Genomic DNA, 17,327 nt, shown 5'->3' with positions numbered 1-17,327 from the left:
CAAAGAGATAGGTTTGCGAGACCGTCAGGGGTTGATGCGCAGTTGGATCCGGTCTGCACGGAACCGGGTAATGGCGTATTCGACCGGGGTACCATCCCGGTCGTCCACGTTCACACTCTTGACCCGCAGCACCGGTCGGTTCTGCGGCATCCCCAGCGTCTTGGCGTCGTCCCCTTGCGGGAGCACCGCTGTCACTAGGCTTTCTGTTCGGCGTAACTTGCAGCCATATGTGGCACCCAGCAGCGCATGCAGCGATCCGCTTTCGAAACGCTCGAAGAGGTCTGGGAATTTTTCGGCGGGCACGAAGTGCGATATCAAGCACATGGGGCGTTGCTCCACCATGCGTAACGTCTCAATCCAGTGCACTGCATCCCCTTCCTGAATGGTCAGGCGTTGTGCCACCCTAGGCAGGGCGCCAATGGTCTGCTTGCGAAGGATGCGGTTCTCGGTCATGAACCCAAGTGCGGCCAGGTTTTCGGTGAAACGCGTGCCTTTGCCAATCTGGTAGTCCAGTTGTGTGTCGAGCACAAAGATGCCCAGGCCGTGACGGCGTTCCAGTAGGCCTGCCTCGACCAGCTCGTCTATTGCGCGGCGCAAGGTATGGCGGTTGACACCAAATTGCACTGCCAGATCCCCCTCCGACGGCAAGCATTCCCCGGATGCGTATTGGTTGTGTACGACCAGCTCCAGTTGTTGAGCGATCTGTGCGTACAGGGCCAGACCAGAATCACGATTGACAACGTAGAGGCTCATGTTTAGTTATCTAGATAAGCGGATGAGCGTGAGCTTACGAGGTGCCCATGTCCGTTTCATGACACCCTGGCGTTACGACTATCCGGGGTTTTTCGAGATGCCAGGACGTAGCGCTACAACATCATTAATGTTGTAGCTCGAACATGAAGCTGCGGTCGAGCCGAGCACACGGATTCAGGTGAAGTTGCGGCCTGGATGAGGGAATCTCACCAAAGCATTGCAGGTATTGCACATCGACTCGAATCCACAGCCATCCGTACCCACGCCATCGCGGAAACGGGCGAAAACCAGCATCACATTGAATAATTCACCATTACCGAATGTTAGAAATGGCAGAAAACCCAATTTCTTGACTTCATAAATAGTATGTAATATCATAATACATACTATGGTACGAAATAGAGAGGTGAGCCATGGCCAGAGCCGGGATCTACAAATCAGAAGTGCTGCGCGCCCGCGATAAATTGCGGGCCACCGGGCGGAATCCGTCCATCGATGCGGTGCGCGAAGAGCTGGGCAGCGGCTCCAAAACCACGATCCACCGCTATCTGAAGGAGATCGAGGAAGAGGAAGGCGGAGCCACCGGCACCCGCGTGGCTGTCAGCGAGGCGATCCAGGATCTGGTGGGGCGGTTGGCCACCCGGGTGAACGAGGAAGCCGAAGAGCGGGTCATTTCGGCGCAGGCCAGGCACGCGGAGCAGCTGGCGCAGTATCAGCACGCCGCCGCGGCCCTAAATACCGAGGCCCAGTCCGCCCGCCAGCAACTGGAACAAACCCAGCGGGCGTTGGCCGATGAAAAAGCAGCCCATGCAAAAACCAGCGAGTCACTGCGCGGCAAGATCCTGGAAGGCACACAACTCACGCAACAGGTAGTCGATCTGCAGGAGCGCATCGAGGCCGAAGAACGCCACCGGCAATCCCTGGAGGAAAAGCACCAGCATGCCCGCCAGGCACTGGAGCATTTCCGGCAGTCCACCAAAGAGCAGCGCGATCAGGACCAGCGCAAGCATGAGCAGCAGGTGCAGTACCTGCAGGCTGAGTTGCGCACCGTGAATGAAGCCTTGGCAACCAAGCAGCAGCAAGCCGTCCACACCCTTCAGGAAAACGCGCGCTTGTTGGGTGATCTATCCCGTGCCCAGGGCGATCTGCACCAGCTCCAGGAAGAGCTGCGGAGCCTGCGGCCGCTCAAGGATGAACTTGGGTTTTCACAACGGCGCACCGAGGAGTTGGGTCGGCGCCTGGTTGAGCAGGAGGCGGCCGTCAAGCAACTCAACGCCTCGAACGAACAGTTGGAGGCCAAGGCCAACGAACTGCTCACGGCAAAGCAACAGCTGGAACTGGCGCTGACCGCAGCCAAGTCATCCGTCACGGCGCAAGAGCAGGTCGTGGTCAGCATGCTGGAGCGTTTCAGCGCTACGGTGCCCAGTCCTGATGCGTCCGCGAAAGACCCTGTTGAAGGGGCAGAAAAAATGACACAGAGGAATGATAAAAACCCAACTGTGACAGGGACTTAAGCCTGTTTCTGCGGTTTTTTACATGAATCCCTGCCGACCCTCGAATTCGGTGTGTGTATCCATGATTACACCATGGCTCCCTGCCAGCTACATGCTGACTGCCTCAATTGTTCTGAGCAGGTCTGCGTAAAAGGCGATGAGGTTCGGTCAGCCAGGATTCGGGATGAGCTGGTGACTGCTAGAGAGAATCTAGAGGCAGCCAAGCAGGCTCATGCTGACGGTTACTTTGGAGCTAGTCGGTGGGTAGACCATCACGAGCTGACGGTAAAAAGGCTGGCTCAATTGTGTGCCCTTCTTGATGACCCCAGTATTCCTCATGGTGCGGTCATCCAACTGTCAAACCTTCCTGTCCCGTCAAGAATCGAGCAAGCCAAAGTAGCTCGGGCCGCTTTAACGCACCGGCCGGAGCCCTCTCCTAGTGCGATTATATCGACTGAAACCATGCGCAACCTGATGCTCGCGATGGAGAAAAATGATGGCTAGAAATAGGCCGAAAGTTCGAGCACGTAACTTGGAAGACCAGGATATAGAAGCCATAGTTAGCATTCTCGACGGCTGGGAGGGGAAGCTTACTTGGGAATTACTCATTGAGATTGTCGAGCAACGACTTAACGCCCGATACACAAGACAAGCCCTAAATCAGCGGGTTCGCATAAAGCAGGCCTTCCAATTAACGAAGAGCCGCGTTGCAGGGCTTCCAAATGCTCGGTCAAAAAGCTCCCTTGGCTTGGGAGCTACAGAAGCACAGGCGCTTTTAGAACGTCTTGAGCGTATTGAGGCCGAAAATGCCCGGCTTAAGGTCGAGAACGAAAGACTGCTGGAGCAGTTTGTTGTGTGGGCTTACAACGCTAGCAACCGGGGCCTGGATGCCCAGTTGCTGAGCCAACCGCCGCCAAGAGTTCACCGAGATCAAACTAAACTCGGAGTTGTCCGAAAGGCTGCCAAGTTGTAGTTGACCTTACTGCGAGATTACGAGTTATTAATAAGCTTGTATGGGGCGATGCGGGCGTCGGTCTATGGCCCTGCACAGTACCAGCTCAATACCGTCTAATCTGTACCTGCGCAACCGATACCATCTCACAGCGAAGAGAGGCTCCGGCAGGCAAACTTCTGCTGAAGGAGTTAGCTTTTCGGTATCCCCGCTATGGGCAAGCCATGGCAGCACGGCACCACCGAAAGTTTCAATGGCAAACTGCGTGACGAGTGCTTCAGTCTGGAATGGTTTCGCAACCGGATCGAGGCCAGAATCGTCATCGCGGATTGGCGGCGCCATTACAACGAGGTACGACCGCATTCCAGCTTGGGCTACCTGACGCCGTTGCAAATGGCCCAAAGCTTGAGGAACTGTTTATCAATCCATGCCATTTCCCAAATGGCGGTGGTATGAAAAAACGGAGCAGGTCACTTTATCGGGATGAGAGGCTAGACTTCAAAGGTTTTGTCCTCAAAATTTCAAGAGCCAGTCGTTTGACTGGCTATTTTGTTTGTTGCCCTCGCCCATATCTTTCACTCCGTCGTAGCCGAAGCTGCCGTGGAAAGAATCGGTGTGGCGACGCCACAGCCCGAACTTCGGCGCCCAGGGTCGGCGGCGGCATTACAAGCCGAGCTCACAAGCCGATTTAGTGCGGACGGCTCAAAAGTATGTCGACGAAAGCAGCGATGGACGGATGCTTCAGCATGCCATTCCGAAACACGATGTAGATCTCCTTCCGGGGCGGATCGCCCTCAAAGGGAACCGTTGAAAACAAGACAAGTCGGGACTCGTTCTCGACGGACGCTTTCATCACGACTGATATCCCCAGTCCTGCCTGCACAGCACTTTTTACAGCGGCGGTACTGCCCAGTTGCAAGGAAACACTCAGCGTATTTGCCCGTGTACCGAGATACTGCCGAAGGACCCGTCCGGTGCCCGAGCCCGCCTCGCCTCCGATCAAGACTTGGTTTTCAAGCTGGTTCGGCCCAACACTCCGCATGCCCGCCCACGGATGCCCCAGCGGTACGATAAGTACCAGCTCTTCTCGTCGCCACAGCTTGGCAGCGAATCCCGGGCGCTCGTCCCATCTTTCGACGACAGCGATGTCCAGGTCGTAATTCTCTATGGTCCGCGCTATCGCCTCGTTTCTATCGATGACCACCTTGACTGAAAATGGCGTTCGCTCTTCAAACTCTTTTATATATGGCTGAAGCAAGTATATGCCCGTGTTAGAACTCGCACCAATCGTGATTTCATCTTTCTTTTCAAATAGAGTTCCGGCTTTACACGCCAGGTTGACGAGCTGTTGCGCATACGGCAAAAAAGTTTCACCCTCGGCTGTCAAGCTGCAACCGGCATTGCTTCGCACGATCACTTCCATCTTAAGCGACTCTTCAAGCTTCTTGATATGCTGCGTCACCGTCGACTGCGAAATGTCGAGTTGTTTTGCGGCGTCGCGGAAGCCCCCGGCTGCGACTACGGCCAGAAAACTCTCAACGTGATCGAGATTAATCACTCAGTCATCTCCCCGCTCCAACATGGTTGACCGCTCCGCGTGGAATGCGCCCTTGCAACGCTTCGAGGATACTGAGGGCGGCTTCACGCTCGATTTCCATCCGTACCGATTTGACCGCCGAACCCAGGTGAGGCGTAAAGAATGTGGGTAAAGCAGGATCAAGCAATTCGTCAGGAATAGAATGCGGCCTGTCGGGACGCGCCCATTCCTCCATCTCGAAGACGTCTGCGGCGTAACCGCCCAGATGCCCCGTCCGAAGCGCATGCACCACGGCCCGCTCATCTACGATGGAGCCGCGACAGGCATTGACGAGGTACGCACCGGGCTTCATGCGGTCTAATGCCCGAGCATTTATGGTGTGGTGGGTATCTGACGACATCGGCAGCATGGGAATGATGAAATCGCTTGTCGCCAATAGCTGGTCCAGCGATGTTCTGCTCGCATTCCATGCCCTTTCCGACTCTTGCGGCAAAGGCTGCGGATCCGTGTACTGAATTTGCATATCGAAGGCGGCCAGCCGCTTTGCGACCGCCCGCCCGACCGCTCCCGTCCCAATGATGCCGGCGGTTTTACCCGTCAAACCTGTGCCATAAAACCGCGGGGTCCAACCATTGAACTGGCGTGATCGAATGTAATTATCACCTTGCAGCATATTCCGTGTGATGCTCAGCAACAGGCCAATCGTTAGTTCAGCTGTGGGACTCGTAAGCAAATCAGGAACAATCGTAAACCAAATCCCATGGCGGGTACATGCCTCGACATCAAAGTTGTCATATCCTTTAAGCGCGGCGCCGATGACCTTCAGATTGGGGCACGCGGATAGAAAATCCGCATCTATGCTATCCGGCATAAACACCATCATCCCGTCCGCATCATTGGTGCGCAACAGTACCTCTTCCCGCGACATGGTTGAATCGGACTGATTGGAAATTACTTCAGCGGCGGTCTCAAGGAGGGCCAGCGTGTCAGGGTGGATTCGATGCGTTGTTACGATTCTTGGTTTCATGGGACCTCTGAGGAACGAACTACGCGACATGCCGCTGCAACGGCTCGTCTCTGTCGCTGTGTACGGCACGCTGCTGATAAATGGATCGTATCTTTTGCATCATGCCTTGATCATTCGGTTGGTTAGCCATATTCAAACTGATTCGCCCATCCCGCAATCCCACGACTCGATCAGACACTTCAAGTGCCAGGTCTACCTGGTGCAGGCTGCACAGGACCGCGACATTAAGATCTGTAGCCGCGGCTTTCAGCGTTTGCAGAACCGAGCGCGCCGTCAGCGGATCGAGGCTGGAGACGGGTTCGTCCGCAATAATAATCTTGGGCTTCTGCGCCAAGGCTCGCGCTATCGCAATACGCTGTTGCTGACCGCCTGACAGCAGTTGCGTAGGCGTGTTTGCATAATCGAGCATGCCGACCCGGTCCAGACATTCGAACGCGAGCACTTTGTCAGCCCGGCTGAAGCTTTTCAATGTGACGCGCCAAATGGGCATCTCTGCCAGACGCGCACCCAATACATTCTCGAGTGCTGAGAACCTTTTCACCAGGTGCAGTTGTTGGAACACGAACCCGATCTGGCCACGTACTGCCCGCAGACGCGCCGGAGACAGTTCATGTATGGATTCTCCGAGCGCCACGATAGAACCGGAGTCAATCGGCTCAAGGCCAGTGAGACATCGGAAAAGCGTCGACTTCCCTGCCCCGCTTGTGCCGAGCAAGGCAACCATTGAGCCGTGACGTACTTCGAAGTCAATCGATTCCAGGACAACTTTATTGCCGTATGACTTACCGACATTCTTTAACTGCAACGCTACATCTTTCATTGCGAACCGCCCTTCCAGTAATACGTGAAGCAATCAGTTATTCGCAGGGAGAGTTTCGAATCCCTCGCGTTTTGTGTCCAATATCAAGTACCTGAGCCGGTCACTGATGAAATCGATTGCCGACACCATCAGCAATATAACCGCCAGTACCGTAATCATCTTGTTGAATTCCAACAAGTCCACAGTATCTTTCAGGGTCTGCCCAATTCCACCTGCGCCTACGATGCCCAGTACTGTGGACGTTCTGACACTGAATTCCCAAATGTATAGAACGCTCGCGATCAGGTGCGGCATAACATCCGGGATCAGACCGTAGCGGATAATCTTTGCCCTGCTGGCACCGGTCAAGGCGAGCGCATCCAATGGCCCTTGGTCAACGGGCTCGATGGCTTCAGCAAACATTTTGCCGATTGCCCCTACCATGTGGAAAGTAATGGCCAGTACGCCGGAGAACGGACCGAAGCCCACTGCTGCTACAAATACAAGTGCATAGACAAATGTCTCCGTGCCGCGGCTGGCGTTCAGGATGGCGCGGGATACCCGATAGGTCCACTTGTTCGGACAGGTATTACGCGCAGCCATGAGTGCCAGCGGAAATGCCATGATTGTGGCGAATATCGTGCCAATCGTCGCCATGGCGAGCGTCTCGCCAGCCCCTTTTAGAATGACGTCCAGGTCGCTCAGGTCGGGTGGAAACATCTGCACGACGAATGACCATAGTCTCGGTAAACCGGCGCCTAGCTTCTGGAATTCTATCTGACACACGTACCAGGCCACTGCCAGCAAACTGAGTACTACGACCGACGTTGCAAAATGCCGCTTTCTCCTGGCTACGTCCCTCTTGACATTAGCCAGCATGACTTCTTCGATTCGCTGATTCATTGGTTCATCCTCTGTGGTATCGCGATGCGCGCCCGTATGTTCGTGCAGCGGAGACAAGGAGCTGGCGTGCGTCAGTCCACCTTGTCGTCCGCTGCCCTCATCCAAGAACGGACCCCTCGTGCTTTATAGTTTTCCCAGGATGCGGCCGGCGTCTTCGATTACCTTGTAATCGCTGTGCTTTGCCTTCACGAAGCCGTTATAGCCCGAGCCCATCAGCGACTGTGCTTTCTCTTCGGACAAGGACGTCAGTATTTCCGTGATGCGCGCTTTCAGAGCAGGATCAAAATCCTTCGGCACGGATATCGCGTCGTTCGGCAGCTTGCTGGATTCCCACACGATCTTGGACTTCGAAGGATCGATTTGACCCGCTTCGATCATCCCGTTCCGGCCCCGATCCATATCGGATCCGAGGTCGATCAGTCCGTGCTGAATCTGTGATTCGTTCTGGCCAAACGTGGCACCTTCACGATATTCAAAATAGCTCGCAGGGTCGATGCCGATGCTCTTGAAGTACGCCATCGGGATGAGCCAGCCAGAAGTGTTGCCCTGATCACCGAGTGACAGCTTCAAACCCTTCGCGTCCTCGGGCCATTTTTTGATCGGCAGATCGGCGCGACCGACAATGAGGGCTTTGTAGAACGGCTTCCCGCGGTACTTGGCCATTGCAAGCACTTCGGTGCCGGCCTTTTTATTCGACAAGACATAGCCCCAGGGTCCGAGCCAGCCCACATCGACATGGCCATTTGTCATTGCCACAGATATTGCCGCCCAGCTTTCCGGGGAGACGATTTCATAGGTCGCGCCGAGCTGGTCGGCGAGATACTTGAATATCGGCTCAAACTCTTTGATGGTCTGGCTAGGCGTTGGACGCAACGGCGCAATTGCAAAACGCAGGTGAAGTTTACCATTGACAACCTCAGCTGCCTGCGCGGGTGTGCACACTATGATTGTGGCGATAAAGGCAAGAATGGCGCGCGTTAACGCCTTCTTGAATTTCGAAAACAGAGTAAAAACTTGCATTATGACCTCAGTGAGTTAAAGACTTCAGTAGTACTTTTGAGTCAAAGCTCGTTGACTTTCAAAGATGCGATCACCGTACATCGACAACGGATACGGGACAGTCAAAGGGAGTTCCACCATGCGCGGGAATACGGTGGATCGGCCAGAGACCATGAGGCTTTCATAATCCCCATAGTTGCCACAGCCCAGAAGTGGCCAGGCATCAGCCGCGGCATAGCCGATGAGCAGAAAACGCCGCCTGATCGTTGAGTGGTTTGGGCCTGAACCATGAAGGGTCCGGACGTGATGCAACGTGACAGTTCCTACGGGTCCCGTCAGTAACTCCCCTTCTGTCGGGTCGAGCGCTTCGTCCCAGTTGGAGCGAGAGATCGCGTGGCAAAACTCGCCCGTCTCGACGTTCCGGTGGTCGTACACTTTTCCTTTGTGGGAGCCTGGCAAGCATGCCATCGCGCCATTTTTCTCACTTGTCTCGTCGAGGAAAATTCCGAGAGTAAGAAAATCATCGTTTGTGTGGGGATAGAATGCCCAGTCCTGATGCCACTGGACTGGCGCGCCTGATGGCGGCTTGAAGTTGATTTTGCTATTGTGCAAACGGATGTTTTCGCCCAGGAAATGCCGAAGCAAATCGACGATTTTTTCCGACCTGACCAAAGAATCTATTGCATCGAAATAAAGGTGAGGATTCTCGACGCGACGCAGTAGCTTCGTCGTCTCGCCATTCTTCTTTTCGAACTGGTAAGTCTCATTGTCCGAAGCTACGCCAATAGCTCCCAATTCAATTTGCTTGACGTCTTCAAGAATCTTCGCTACTTCCTCCGCGGAGAAAAAGCTTTCAATCTTCGTATATCCCTTGTCGAGATATTCGCGTTGCTGCTCTGCAAACATGGTGATGCTCCAAGGTCTTCCAACGAATAATCGGGAGGGCAAACTGCGGCTCCTTCCGGCATGCTGATTCGATCATGTAATCAATAAGTAACTTTGATCTACAGATCGATCATGAAAGGATGGTAGATCGTCGGTATGGCATAGGCATGACAGCGGGACGCGGAATGCAACACAGAAGGAGAGGGTCGGCCGGGATTCGTAAAATTTCCGCCAGAATGAGTCTAAGCGGCTGATTTGAAAGAGAAATCGATCGTCGGATCAAGCGGCGGCACCTTCTTGTGCAGGTCCATCAAGTAATCGCCGAACCGGTTGATGTGGTCCTTCCGGTAAGGCGACAGCACCTTCAGCACTTCGGCGTCGATCGGCAACCCCTTCTCCTGAAGCTCCTTGAGCTTGCGCGACATCCACTGCACGTTGTACAGGATGACCATGTTGGCCACGAGTTGGTTGTACTTGATGACCTTGCGCTGCTCGTGCCGGATGTTCTCGGCGATGACGCCCTCTCCCCCGAACATCAGCCACTGCGCGTAGTCGTTGAACTGCTCGCTCTTGTTGGTGGCCGCATGGATGGCCCGTCGCATGTCGGGGTTGCTGATGTACTTCAGCAGGAACATCGTACGGATGACGCGGCCCAACTCTCGGAAAGCGAAGTACAGCTTGTTCTTGCGGCTCTCGGAGCCGAGGCGCCGGAGGATCGTCGACGGCGTCATACGGCCGACCTTAATCGAGATGGCCACGCGCAGCATGTCCGGGAAATGCCGCTCGATCAGTGCCCAGTCGATGGTGCCCCGGAACAGCGAATCGATGTTTTTGTAGCGCCGGCGCCGGTCGGCCTTGTAGAACACCAGATCCTTGATGTTTCGGATGCGCGGCATCAGGTTGATCCCCAGTAGATGTGCCAAGCCGAACACCGGCCCGCTCTGCGCCTGCGTGTCGCCATGGACGGTGTCGGGCTGCACGCTGGAGGCATTCTTGAGCAACCCATCCAGGATGTAGACGGCCTCGTGCACGCCGCAGGGAATGAAGTGGCTGAACAGCGCGATGTACATGTCGGAGACATGGTAGTAACCGATGCCGCCATAGCCACCGTACCGGATGTGATATTCCGACAGCAGGTTCTGCTCGTAGAGGTTCCACTTCGTGCCGTCGGCCGACACCCGCTTGCCGGAACCCCAGAACTTCGGCAAAGCGAACCGGTTGTAGGCATTGATGACCTGCACGATGGCTTTGTCCAGGCGCTCCTCGGTGACGTGTCGCAGATTCAGCCAGGCGACCTGCTTGCGGCTCAGGTTCTTCACCGAGCGCGCGGTCTGGCTCGGTCCGAGATTGCAGCCATAACAGAACAGCGTTGTGATGAACCGCTTGCGCGGATCGTCGATCTTGGCTTCGAACCCCGACAGCGGACCGAACAGCTTGTGCAAGTCGAGCCACCGCTCGGTCTCGATCAGGATGTCCAGAATGCTCACCGGTGGCATCGACGCGGTGATGGCCTGATCGATCAGCAGCTTGTTGGGCGGATCGGGATCTTTCTCCAGCCGATGCAGGATGAGCCCCTGTTCGCTGATCTCCACATGGTCGTTGGCAGGGAACTCAGAGTCCACCGCGTCAGCGAGCGTACCCAATTCTTCTTTCAACGCCTGGACGAATGCCTTGCCGTCGACCGGGAAATTGACCAGCTCGCTGTAGCGCGGTAGTTCCGCCCGGAACTCCTCCCACGACACCTGGTGCACACGTGGATCGTCGTACTGGTCACTGTTCTCCACATAGATGTCACCCGATTTCAACTCCCGCATGATTTGGCTGAATACGCACAGCTCGAAGTACTTGCGGTGCATCAGCCGGCCGCTCTTGCCATTCGGGAAAATCGGCTTCTCCCACTTGTCCGGTATCCAGCCCAGCGGTAGGTTGGCCGCGTCACGGTCGCTGAGCATCAGGTATTCGCGGTGCGAGGTCCTGTAGCTGCGCATCCAGTCCAGCGCTCGCAGGAGCGCATCGTCTTGCGAGCTGGCCCTGAGCGATAGCAGATCGAGGCACTGGAACAGCAGCGCCCGCAGGTTCCGATACGGACGCAGCATGAAGGGAAACGTATGGTTTCCCGCGTAGGCGATGTGTTCATTGCAGCGGGTCAGTACCCCATCGGGATCGCCGCCCAGCGCCGCGCGCATCTTCGCGACACGGGCTTCCGCCGGCAGCGTGTCGTCCTGCAGCACACCGAGCACGTCTCGAAACTGACCGACCAGGGCCTCAAGCTGGTCCGCGTGCGCTAATTGGTACTGCTGCAGGCGCAATTCGGCCGTATGTTCCAGGTTGCGCACCGTCTTGATGAAGATCTCGGCCACGTCGTCCAGTGCTTTTTGCAACTGCGCAAGGATGAACAGGACAGCCAACGCATAGCGCTTGGTGGGCTTGAGCGACCGCATTTCCTGGACATCCAGGGCGCGCGCTTCCGTGACCAACTGCGTGCACTTTGGCGCGGTGAGGATCTCCGGTGCCACCGGCATGCCATCAGCCAAGACACGCAGCGCCTCGATGTGCTTGAGGAACCCGGCGATCTCCCGTGGCGCGGGCCGCTTGGGTTCCCGTTTGACCTGATCCCAGCCGGTGCGCCCGCCACGGTTGTCGAAGAGCGCATCGATTCTGACGATCAGGTCGGGCCCCAGCGCCTCGACGATCGTGCGGTAGATGGTTTCGTTGACCTGACTGCGGGCGTGGGCAGCGATCCTGGTCAGCGCGGCCAGCGGCGGCAATTCATAGCGGTGCCGGATCAGCTCCTCGATCAGGACGTTGATGATGTCAGGCAGTTCCGTTTTGATGCGCGCCGCGTGCGCGGCCACATCGGCAAGCCACGCGTGTGTCTGCGCGTCCGTGGTGCGAATGCCGATAAAGTCGCGCAGGAGCTTTTGGTGGCGGGATTTGCTTCCTGAACGGTCGTATCGTGCCAGCACGCTGCGCAGCAGTGGGCGGATGCGCAGCACCGAACACACGTGATGCACGATGGCCGTCGGAACGCCCGAAACTGGCGGGCAGTAGCCCAGCCGCTGGTACAGCTTGAGCTGGACGAGGATCAGCGCGCGCGTGGGCGCTTGCCGATACTGGTCGGCAACAAAGCGGATTTCGGCCGGGCTCGGGGTGAACACCGTGGCCAGTTCCGTTTCCCCCAGTTCGGCCGGCAGCATTGGGTAGGCCGTGTCATGGATCTGCTGCATCGTCTCAACCGCCGAGAATGTTTGCGTCTTGAGTCTCGTCACGCCAGGCTACGCATCATAAGGGCTGACCGGTGCGATATCGGCCCCGCCTCGGGCTGAAAACCGTGTCAGCGCGCATGCAAGCAATGCCAGCATCGGGTCTGGTGGACAGTTCTTTTTAAGTCTGATTTCGATATTTTTCAGCGATAACGGGCCACAGCCGCTCTACCATCCCGGGTTTTGGTCAACCCGTGCTGGTCGTCGATGAGGTCAATCAGGTCACCCCGCAAAGCCCGCGGAACCCGACCGCCCACTGTCTGGGAGCAAGGCCGATGGATCAAGGCCGGCTTGCCGCGCGATGGGTGGATTCGCGTCGCTGCCGACGAGGGCGACGCCGGTGTCGGCACGTGTGACCGATGCCGTGGCGTGTTCACGGGGCCGGTGCACGTATTACGTCATCACAACTACCACGGCGTGCTGCGCGTCGACGAAGACTGTTCCCGCGAGTTGCGGGTGAAACCGCAACAGAGCGAGCCGAAGCCGCCGCCGCGCAGCCGGGCGACCAAGCGCCTCTTATGGCTGACCCGCGCATGGAAGCGCGGCGGCAGTTTCGATGGCCCCATGTCGCTTCCGGCCGATGGCTATGTGACCACGGTGTGGCGGCAGGAGAACGGATGGCGTTACGAAATTCGCCCCATCCGGCAAACCGAAATCTGTCGGGCAGAAACGGGCTATGCCTCTGATGAGGCTGCGCGCCTAGCAGCGTTCGATGCCATTACCGAACTTCTCGAAAACAAATCCCCCCGCCCAGATCCTGCGCGCGTGCAGCCGCCGGTGGATGGTTGGACATTGCACCTGTAACGGGCAGATCGCCGCATGGAAGTCACAACCCTTCTTCAGAACCTCTTCGCCCCCACACGCCGCCTGTACACGCTGGAAGGCGACGGGCCGCTTGCGGATCTGGCGGTGGAAGCCTGGCTCGGTCGCGAGGCACTGTCCGAACTGTTCGAATGGCGCGTGGTGGCCGTCAGCGCCAATGCGCGCATCGCGCTCAAATCATTGCTGGGCCAGCGGGTCACGCTGGTCACGACGCTGGCCGATGGTACGCAGACCAAGCGCACGGGCCTGATCCGCCTGGCTGAGAAGCTCGGCGCGGACGGCAGCCTCACGCGCTATCGCCTGACGGTGGTGCCATGGTTCTGGCTGACCACGCAGCAGCGCCACAGCCAGGTGTTCCAGAATCGGCCGCTCGCTGACATCATTGAGCAGATGCTGTCGCCGTACGAGCCGTACGCCTCGTGGCGCTACGCGGCCGGTGCCGAAGCACGCATGAGCGATTTCGGTACACGCGCGCACATCGCGCAGTTTCGCGAGACGGACTACCACTTCGTCACACGCCTTCTCGCCGAGGCGGGGCTCGGCTTCACCACGGTGGAAGACGACCAGGCGCACGGCGGCCACACGCTGGTGATCTTTGCCGACAGCACGCAGCTGCCGGAAGACACGGAGTCGGCTGCGGCCGGCGGCATCCGCTTCCACCGCGCGCACAGCCTGGAAGAGCGCGACGCCATCCAGCAACTGGCCTGCCACACCCGCACAACTGCCGGCGGCGTTGCCGTGGCCGCGTGGGACCCGGAAGGCAAGCACAGCGTGCGTGCCCATGCGCCCGCGCGCTTTGCCACCAGCGCCGGCAGCCCCGACGCGTATCTGTCCATCAGCCCGTCGCTGGCGCCGGATTCCGCCAATGCCCAGCGCATTGCCGAGCAGGTCATGGAAAGCCTGGAGGCGCGCGCACTGCTGTTCTCGGGGCGAGGCACGGTGCGCACGCTGCGCAGCGGTACGCGTCTGCAGGTGGTGGATTGCCCGCACCTGCCGCAAGACGTGGAAGGCGCCTATCCGCTGTTGATGGATCTGGTCGAGCACTGCGGCATCAACAACCTGACCGTCGATACGCACAACGCGCTCAGCCAGCGTTTGGGCGGGCTCGATGCCGCGCTGGCATTCGATACGCCGCCCAGCGCGCCGGAATCCGGCCCGGGCGTTTTTGGTTTCCAAGAAGCAGAAGGCCCCGTCGAACGCAGCACGCCGACTGGCGATCTGCTCAAAGCAGCACGCGCGCACGGTTACGCTGGCGTCTTCCGCGCCGGCGACGCACGCCGGCCCTGGCGCCCGGCCGTGACTGAACCCGATTGCGGCCGTCTCTACGCGGCGCCCACCGCGCAAGGCGTACACAGCGCCATCGTGGTCGGCCCGGACGGCCAGACCCAAGCCGGCGGAGACGGCGAGCACCATGCCAGCCCCGCAGGTGAAATCCGCGTGCGCTTTCCCTGGCAACAAGGCGAGCGTGCAGATGACCGAAGCAGCCGCTGGGTACGCGTCGCGCAGCGGCAGGCCGGTTCCGGCATGGGCTGGCAATGGCTGCCGCGCATTGGGCAGGAAGTGCTCGTCAAGTTCAGCGAAGACGATGTCGACCAGCCGGTCGTCATTGGTGCCCTCTACAACGGTCAGGGCGAGGCCGGCGTTGCGCCGACGCCCGGCGGCCAAACCGCAGCTCAAATGGACACGGCCGCACTCTACAAACAAGGCAGCGATACGGCCCCGAGCGCCCAGGGTAACGTGGCGGGCGGCCACAGCCCCGCCTGGCACGGCATGGGCACCGACGCGGACGGACACCGCAACGCTGCTGCGCACACCGGCTTCAAGAGCGCCGAACACGGCGGCAGCGGCTACAACCAGCTCGTCTTCGATGACAGCGATGGTCAGTTGCGCACGCAGCTTGCCACCACGCAGCTACACAGCCAGATCAACCTTGGCCACCTCGTTCACCAACAGGACAACCGGCGCGGCAGCTTCCGTGGTCAGGGCTTCGAGCTGCGCACCGACGGCCACGCCGCCGTGCGCGGCCAGGCCGGACTGCTGCTGACCACCTACCGCGACGCCGCCAGCGGCAAAGCTGTGCCCACAGGCGACAACGCCGCCGGCATTGCCCTCATCAAGCAGGCCAAGGCGCTCACCCAATCGCTGGGCCAAGGGGCCGTCACCCATCAGACCGCTGGCCTGTCGTCGGCGAAGGACGAGAATGCGCCGCTGGCCAAGCAGGAGAAGGCCGCCGCCGGCATGGTGGACGGCAAGGCGCTCGATGCGGCGAAGCAGGATGCCAGCGCCGGCAACACCAGCACGCCGGGCAAGGTGCCACACCAGGGCGAGGCGATGGTGCATGCGAACGGCCGCGCCGGGTTGGTCATGGTGGCCGGTCAGGATCTGCAGTTGGCCAACGGCGAGAGCATCGCCCTGGGCAGCGGCCAGGACACCAACATCGCCGTCGGCAAACAGGCGCGCATGCACGCTGGGCAAGCGATCGGCGTGGCGGCGGGCCTGTCCAAGGCGGGTGACAACAACATCGGCCTGCAACTGACCGCCGGCCAGGGCAACATCGACGTTCAGGCGCAGCACGACACGCTGAAGCTCATGGCCAAGGATGACCTGAAATTAGTGTCGGCCAACATGAACGTGGATTTTGCGGCGGCCAAGCGGATTCGCCTGGCGACGGCGGCCGGTGCAGCCATTACGCTGGAGGACGGCAACATCACCGTCGAGTGCTCCGGGCCGATTACCTACAAGGCCGCGCAGCGCACCTTTGATGGGCCGGTGAACCAGTCGTATCCGTTGCCGGCGTTTCCACAGAGCATCTGTGTCGAATGCATGTTGCGCGCAATGGCTGGCGGTCATTCGCTCGGTAGCAGGAACGGCTGATTTAGCAGACATCGAGGTCATTGGCACCATGGCAACCCGTTTCCAGATTCAACGCAGACGCTCGGATGAACCTGCTTGGGTGAACGATTTCCCGGATAGCGCTCTGGCACAACTTTTTGGCGCATTGCCGGAGGCGAACGTGTATGCCTTGGTCGACAACGCGTTCGATACCGGTTTCGCGCAGCGGCTACGCTCGCGGTTTCCGGGCTTGCATCCGCAGTCACTCTACGAGGGGCGCTATGACGGGCCCGGCTTGGCAGAAATCGCCCCCTCCGTGGTCCGCATACCGGTTGAAGAATCCGAACGGCGTACGTTCCTTGAGTTCGTTCTGAATGAGACTTCGGGCAAGCCGATGCTGAGCTTCTTGCATCGCATCGCGTCGGCTCTTGATCCAGTCGCGCACCTCCAGGACCAGATGGAAGCTGTGGACCATGAGGGGAAGGCGTTCCTGATCCGCTTCGCGGATACCCGCTCGTTGGATGCGCTGCTGCAGGTGTTTGATGACGCGCAGCGTGAGCGCTTCCTGAATGGGTTGCGGTGGTGGTACTTCCGACGCGATGGCAGGTTGCAGGCTGTCGGTCACCCTGACGATGCTTCAGCCGACCGGACTGACGAACCCTATGTCTTCAGTCGGGAGCAGATGGATCGTCTTGATGCGCTGGCTCGCCCGGATGGCCTGCTGAGACTCATTCAGACGAACGTGCATTGGTGGGGAGAACTAACAGGTACACCATCTCAGGCGCATAGCTGCATTCGGATGGCGCTGGATAGCCCCGAGTTCAACGCGGGCGCGCATGACGCAGTGGTTTTTCGAGTAGTCGCCGGTGCATTGAGTGAAGCTGGTTTGCTGCAGTCGCAAGAAACGACGGAACAGTCATGAAAATTCGAACATGGATGGCACTCGTGTTGGTGGTGTTGGCCACGCTCAGCGCCGGCTGCAAGCCTGCGGAGCAGGCGAATGCTGCCCAGCAAGATGAAGACCTCGGCCTTGAGGTCCGAGTGCTCAACTACATGGATGAG

The 17,327-nt window shown here is 58.5% G+C and carries 13 protein-coding genes and 1 pseudogene; 6 read left to right on the top strand and 8 right to left on the bottom strand.

Annotation, left to right across the window (positions count from 1 at the left end):
• Positions 1–24: 24 nt before the first annotated feature.
• Positions 25–753: a phosphonate metabolism transcriptional regulator PhnF gene (gene phnF, locus KF708C_RS27395; RefSeq protein ID WP_059414262.1), complete on the bottom strand. Its 729-nt coding sequence runs from the start codon at positions 751–753 to the stop codon at positions 25–27.
• 413 nt (positions 754–1,166) lie between these two features.
• Between phnF and KF708C_RS27390 the strand changes: the two genes are divergently transcribed.
• The 3 genes and pseudogenes from KF708C_RS27390 to KF708C_RS34960 all read left to right on the top strand — a co-directional run.
• Complete coding sequence (locus KF708C_RS27390; RefSeq protein ID WP_034396223.1) at positions 1,167–2,267, top strand: DNA-binding protein; 1,101 nt, start codon at positions 1,167–1,169, stop codon at positions 2,265–2,267.
• A 511-nt stretch (positions 2,268–2,778) separates the two neighbouring features.
• A complete protein-coding gene (locus tag KF708C_RS34965; protein ID WP_231586609.1) occupies positions 2,779–3,219 on the top strand; it encodes a hypothetical protein in 441 nt (146 codons plus the stop codon).
• A gap of 195 nt (positions 3,220–3,414) precedes the next feature.
• Positions 3,415–3,654: pseudogene (locus KF708C_RS34960) on the top strand (integrase core domain-containing protein); the annotation flags it as partial.
• Between the two features lie 232 nt (positions 3,655–3,886).
• Here the strand turns inward: KF708C_RS34960 and KF708C_RS27385 are convergent.
• From KF708C_RS27385 to KF708C_RS27365, 7 genes are all read right to left on the bottom strand, one after another.
• Positions 3,887–4,756, bottom strand: a complete 870-nt coding sequence (locus KF708C_RS27385) for a LysR family transcriptional regulator (RefSeq protein ID WP_013743899.1) — start codon at positions 4,754–4,756, stop codon at positions 3,887–3,889.
• A 4-nt stretch (positions 4,757–4,760) separates the two neighbouring features.
• Positions 4,761–5,762 carry a phosphonate dehydrogenase gene (locus tag KF708C_RS34955; RefSeq protein ID WP_026485313.1) on the bottom strand — a complete coding sequence of 334 codons (1,002 nt, stop codon included), beginning with the start codon at positions 5,760–5,762 and terminating at the stop codon, positions 4,761–4,763.
• A 19-nt stretch (positions 5,763–5,781) separates the two neighbouring features.
• Complete coding sequence (gene phnC, locus KF708C_RS34950) at positions 5,782–6,582, bottom strand: phosphonate ABC transporter ATP-binding protein (RefSeq protein ID WP_041682765.1); 801 nt, start codon at positions 6,580–6,582, stop codon at positions 5,782–5,784.
• A 33-nt stretch (positions 6,583–6,615) separates the two neighbouring features.
• On the bottom strand, positions 6,616–7,464 hold the full coding sequence (gene phnE, locus KF708C_RS27375) for a phosphonate ABC transporter, permease protein PhnE (protein WP_059414256.1): 849 nt from the start codon (positions 7,462–7,464) through the stop codon (positions 6,616–6,618).
• Between the two features lie 123 nt (positions 7,465–7,587).
• Complete coding sequence (locus KF708C_RS27370) at positions 7,588–8,484, bottom strand: phosphate/phosphite/phosphonate ABC transporter substrate-binding protein (RefSeq protein ID WP_059414254.1); 897 nt, start codon at positions 8,482–8,484, stop codon at positions 7,588–7,590.
• A 24-nt stretch (positions 8,485–8,508) separates the two neighbouring features.
• Positions 8,509–9,369, bottom strand: a complete 861-nt coding sequence (locus KF708C_RS34945; RefSeq protein WP_003118418.1) for a phytanoyl-CoA dioxygenase family protein — start codon at positions 9,367–9,369, stop codon at positions 8,509–8,511.
• A 221-nt stretch (positions 9,370–9,590) separates the two neighbouring features.
• A complete protein-coding gene (locus tag KF708C_RS27365) occupies positions 9,591–12,575 on the bottom strand; it encodes a Tn3 family transposase (protein WP_049286361.1) in 2,985 nt (994 codons plus the stop codon).
• A 327-nt stretch (positions 12,576–12,902) separates the two neighbouring features.
• Here KF708C_RS27365 and KF708C_RS34940 point away from each other — a divergent pair, with 327 nt between their 5' ends.
• Genes KF708C_RS34940 through KF708C_RS27355 form a run of 3 tightly spaced genes read left to right on the top strand, consistent with a single transcriptional unit; the run spans position 12,903 to position 17,187 of the window.
• Entirely contained in the window at positions 12,903–13,415 is a 513-nt protein-coding gene (locus KF708C_RS34940; RefSeq protein ID WP_017513000.1) for a hypothetical protein, read from the top strand.
• A gap of 15 nt (positions 13,416–13,430) precedes the next feature.
• Entirely contained in the window at positions 13,431–16,307 is a 2,877-nt protein-coding gene (locus KF708C_RS27360; RefSeq protein ID WP_017513001.1) for a type VI secretion system Vgr family protein, read from the top strand.
• A 28-nt stretch (positions 16,308–16,335) separates the two neighbouring features.
• Positions 16,336–17,187, top strand: coding sequence for a DUF4123 domain-containing protein (locus tag KF708C_RS27355; RefSeq protein ID WP_017513002.1), 852 nt, complete (start codon positions 16,336–16,338; stop codon positions 17,185–17,187).
• Positions 17,188–17,327: the final 140 nt, after the last annotated feature.

This window comes from Cupriavidus basilensis (genome assembly GCF_000876015.1).
Taxonomy (GTDB): Bacteria; Pseudomonadota; Gammaproteobacteria; order Burkholderiales; family Burkholderiaceae; genus Cupriavidus; species Cupriavidus basilensis_B.
Note: the sequence above shows the minus strand (reverse complement) of the source record. Positions and strands in the feature narration are given on the sequence as shown.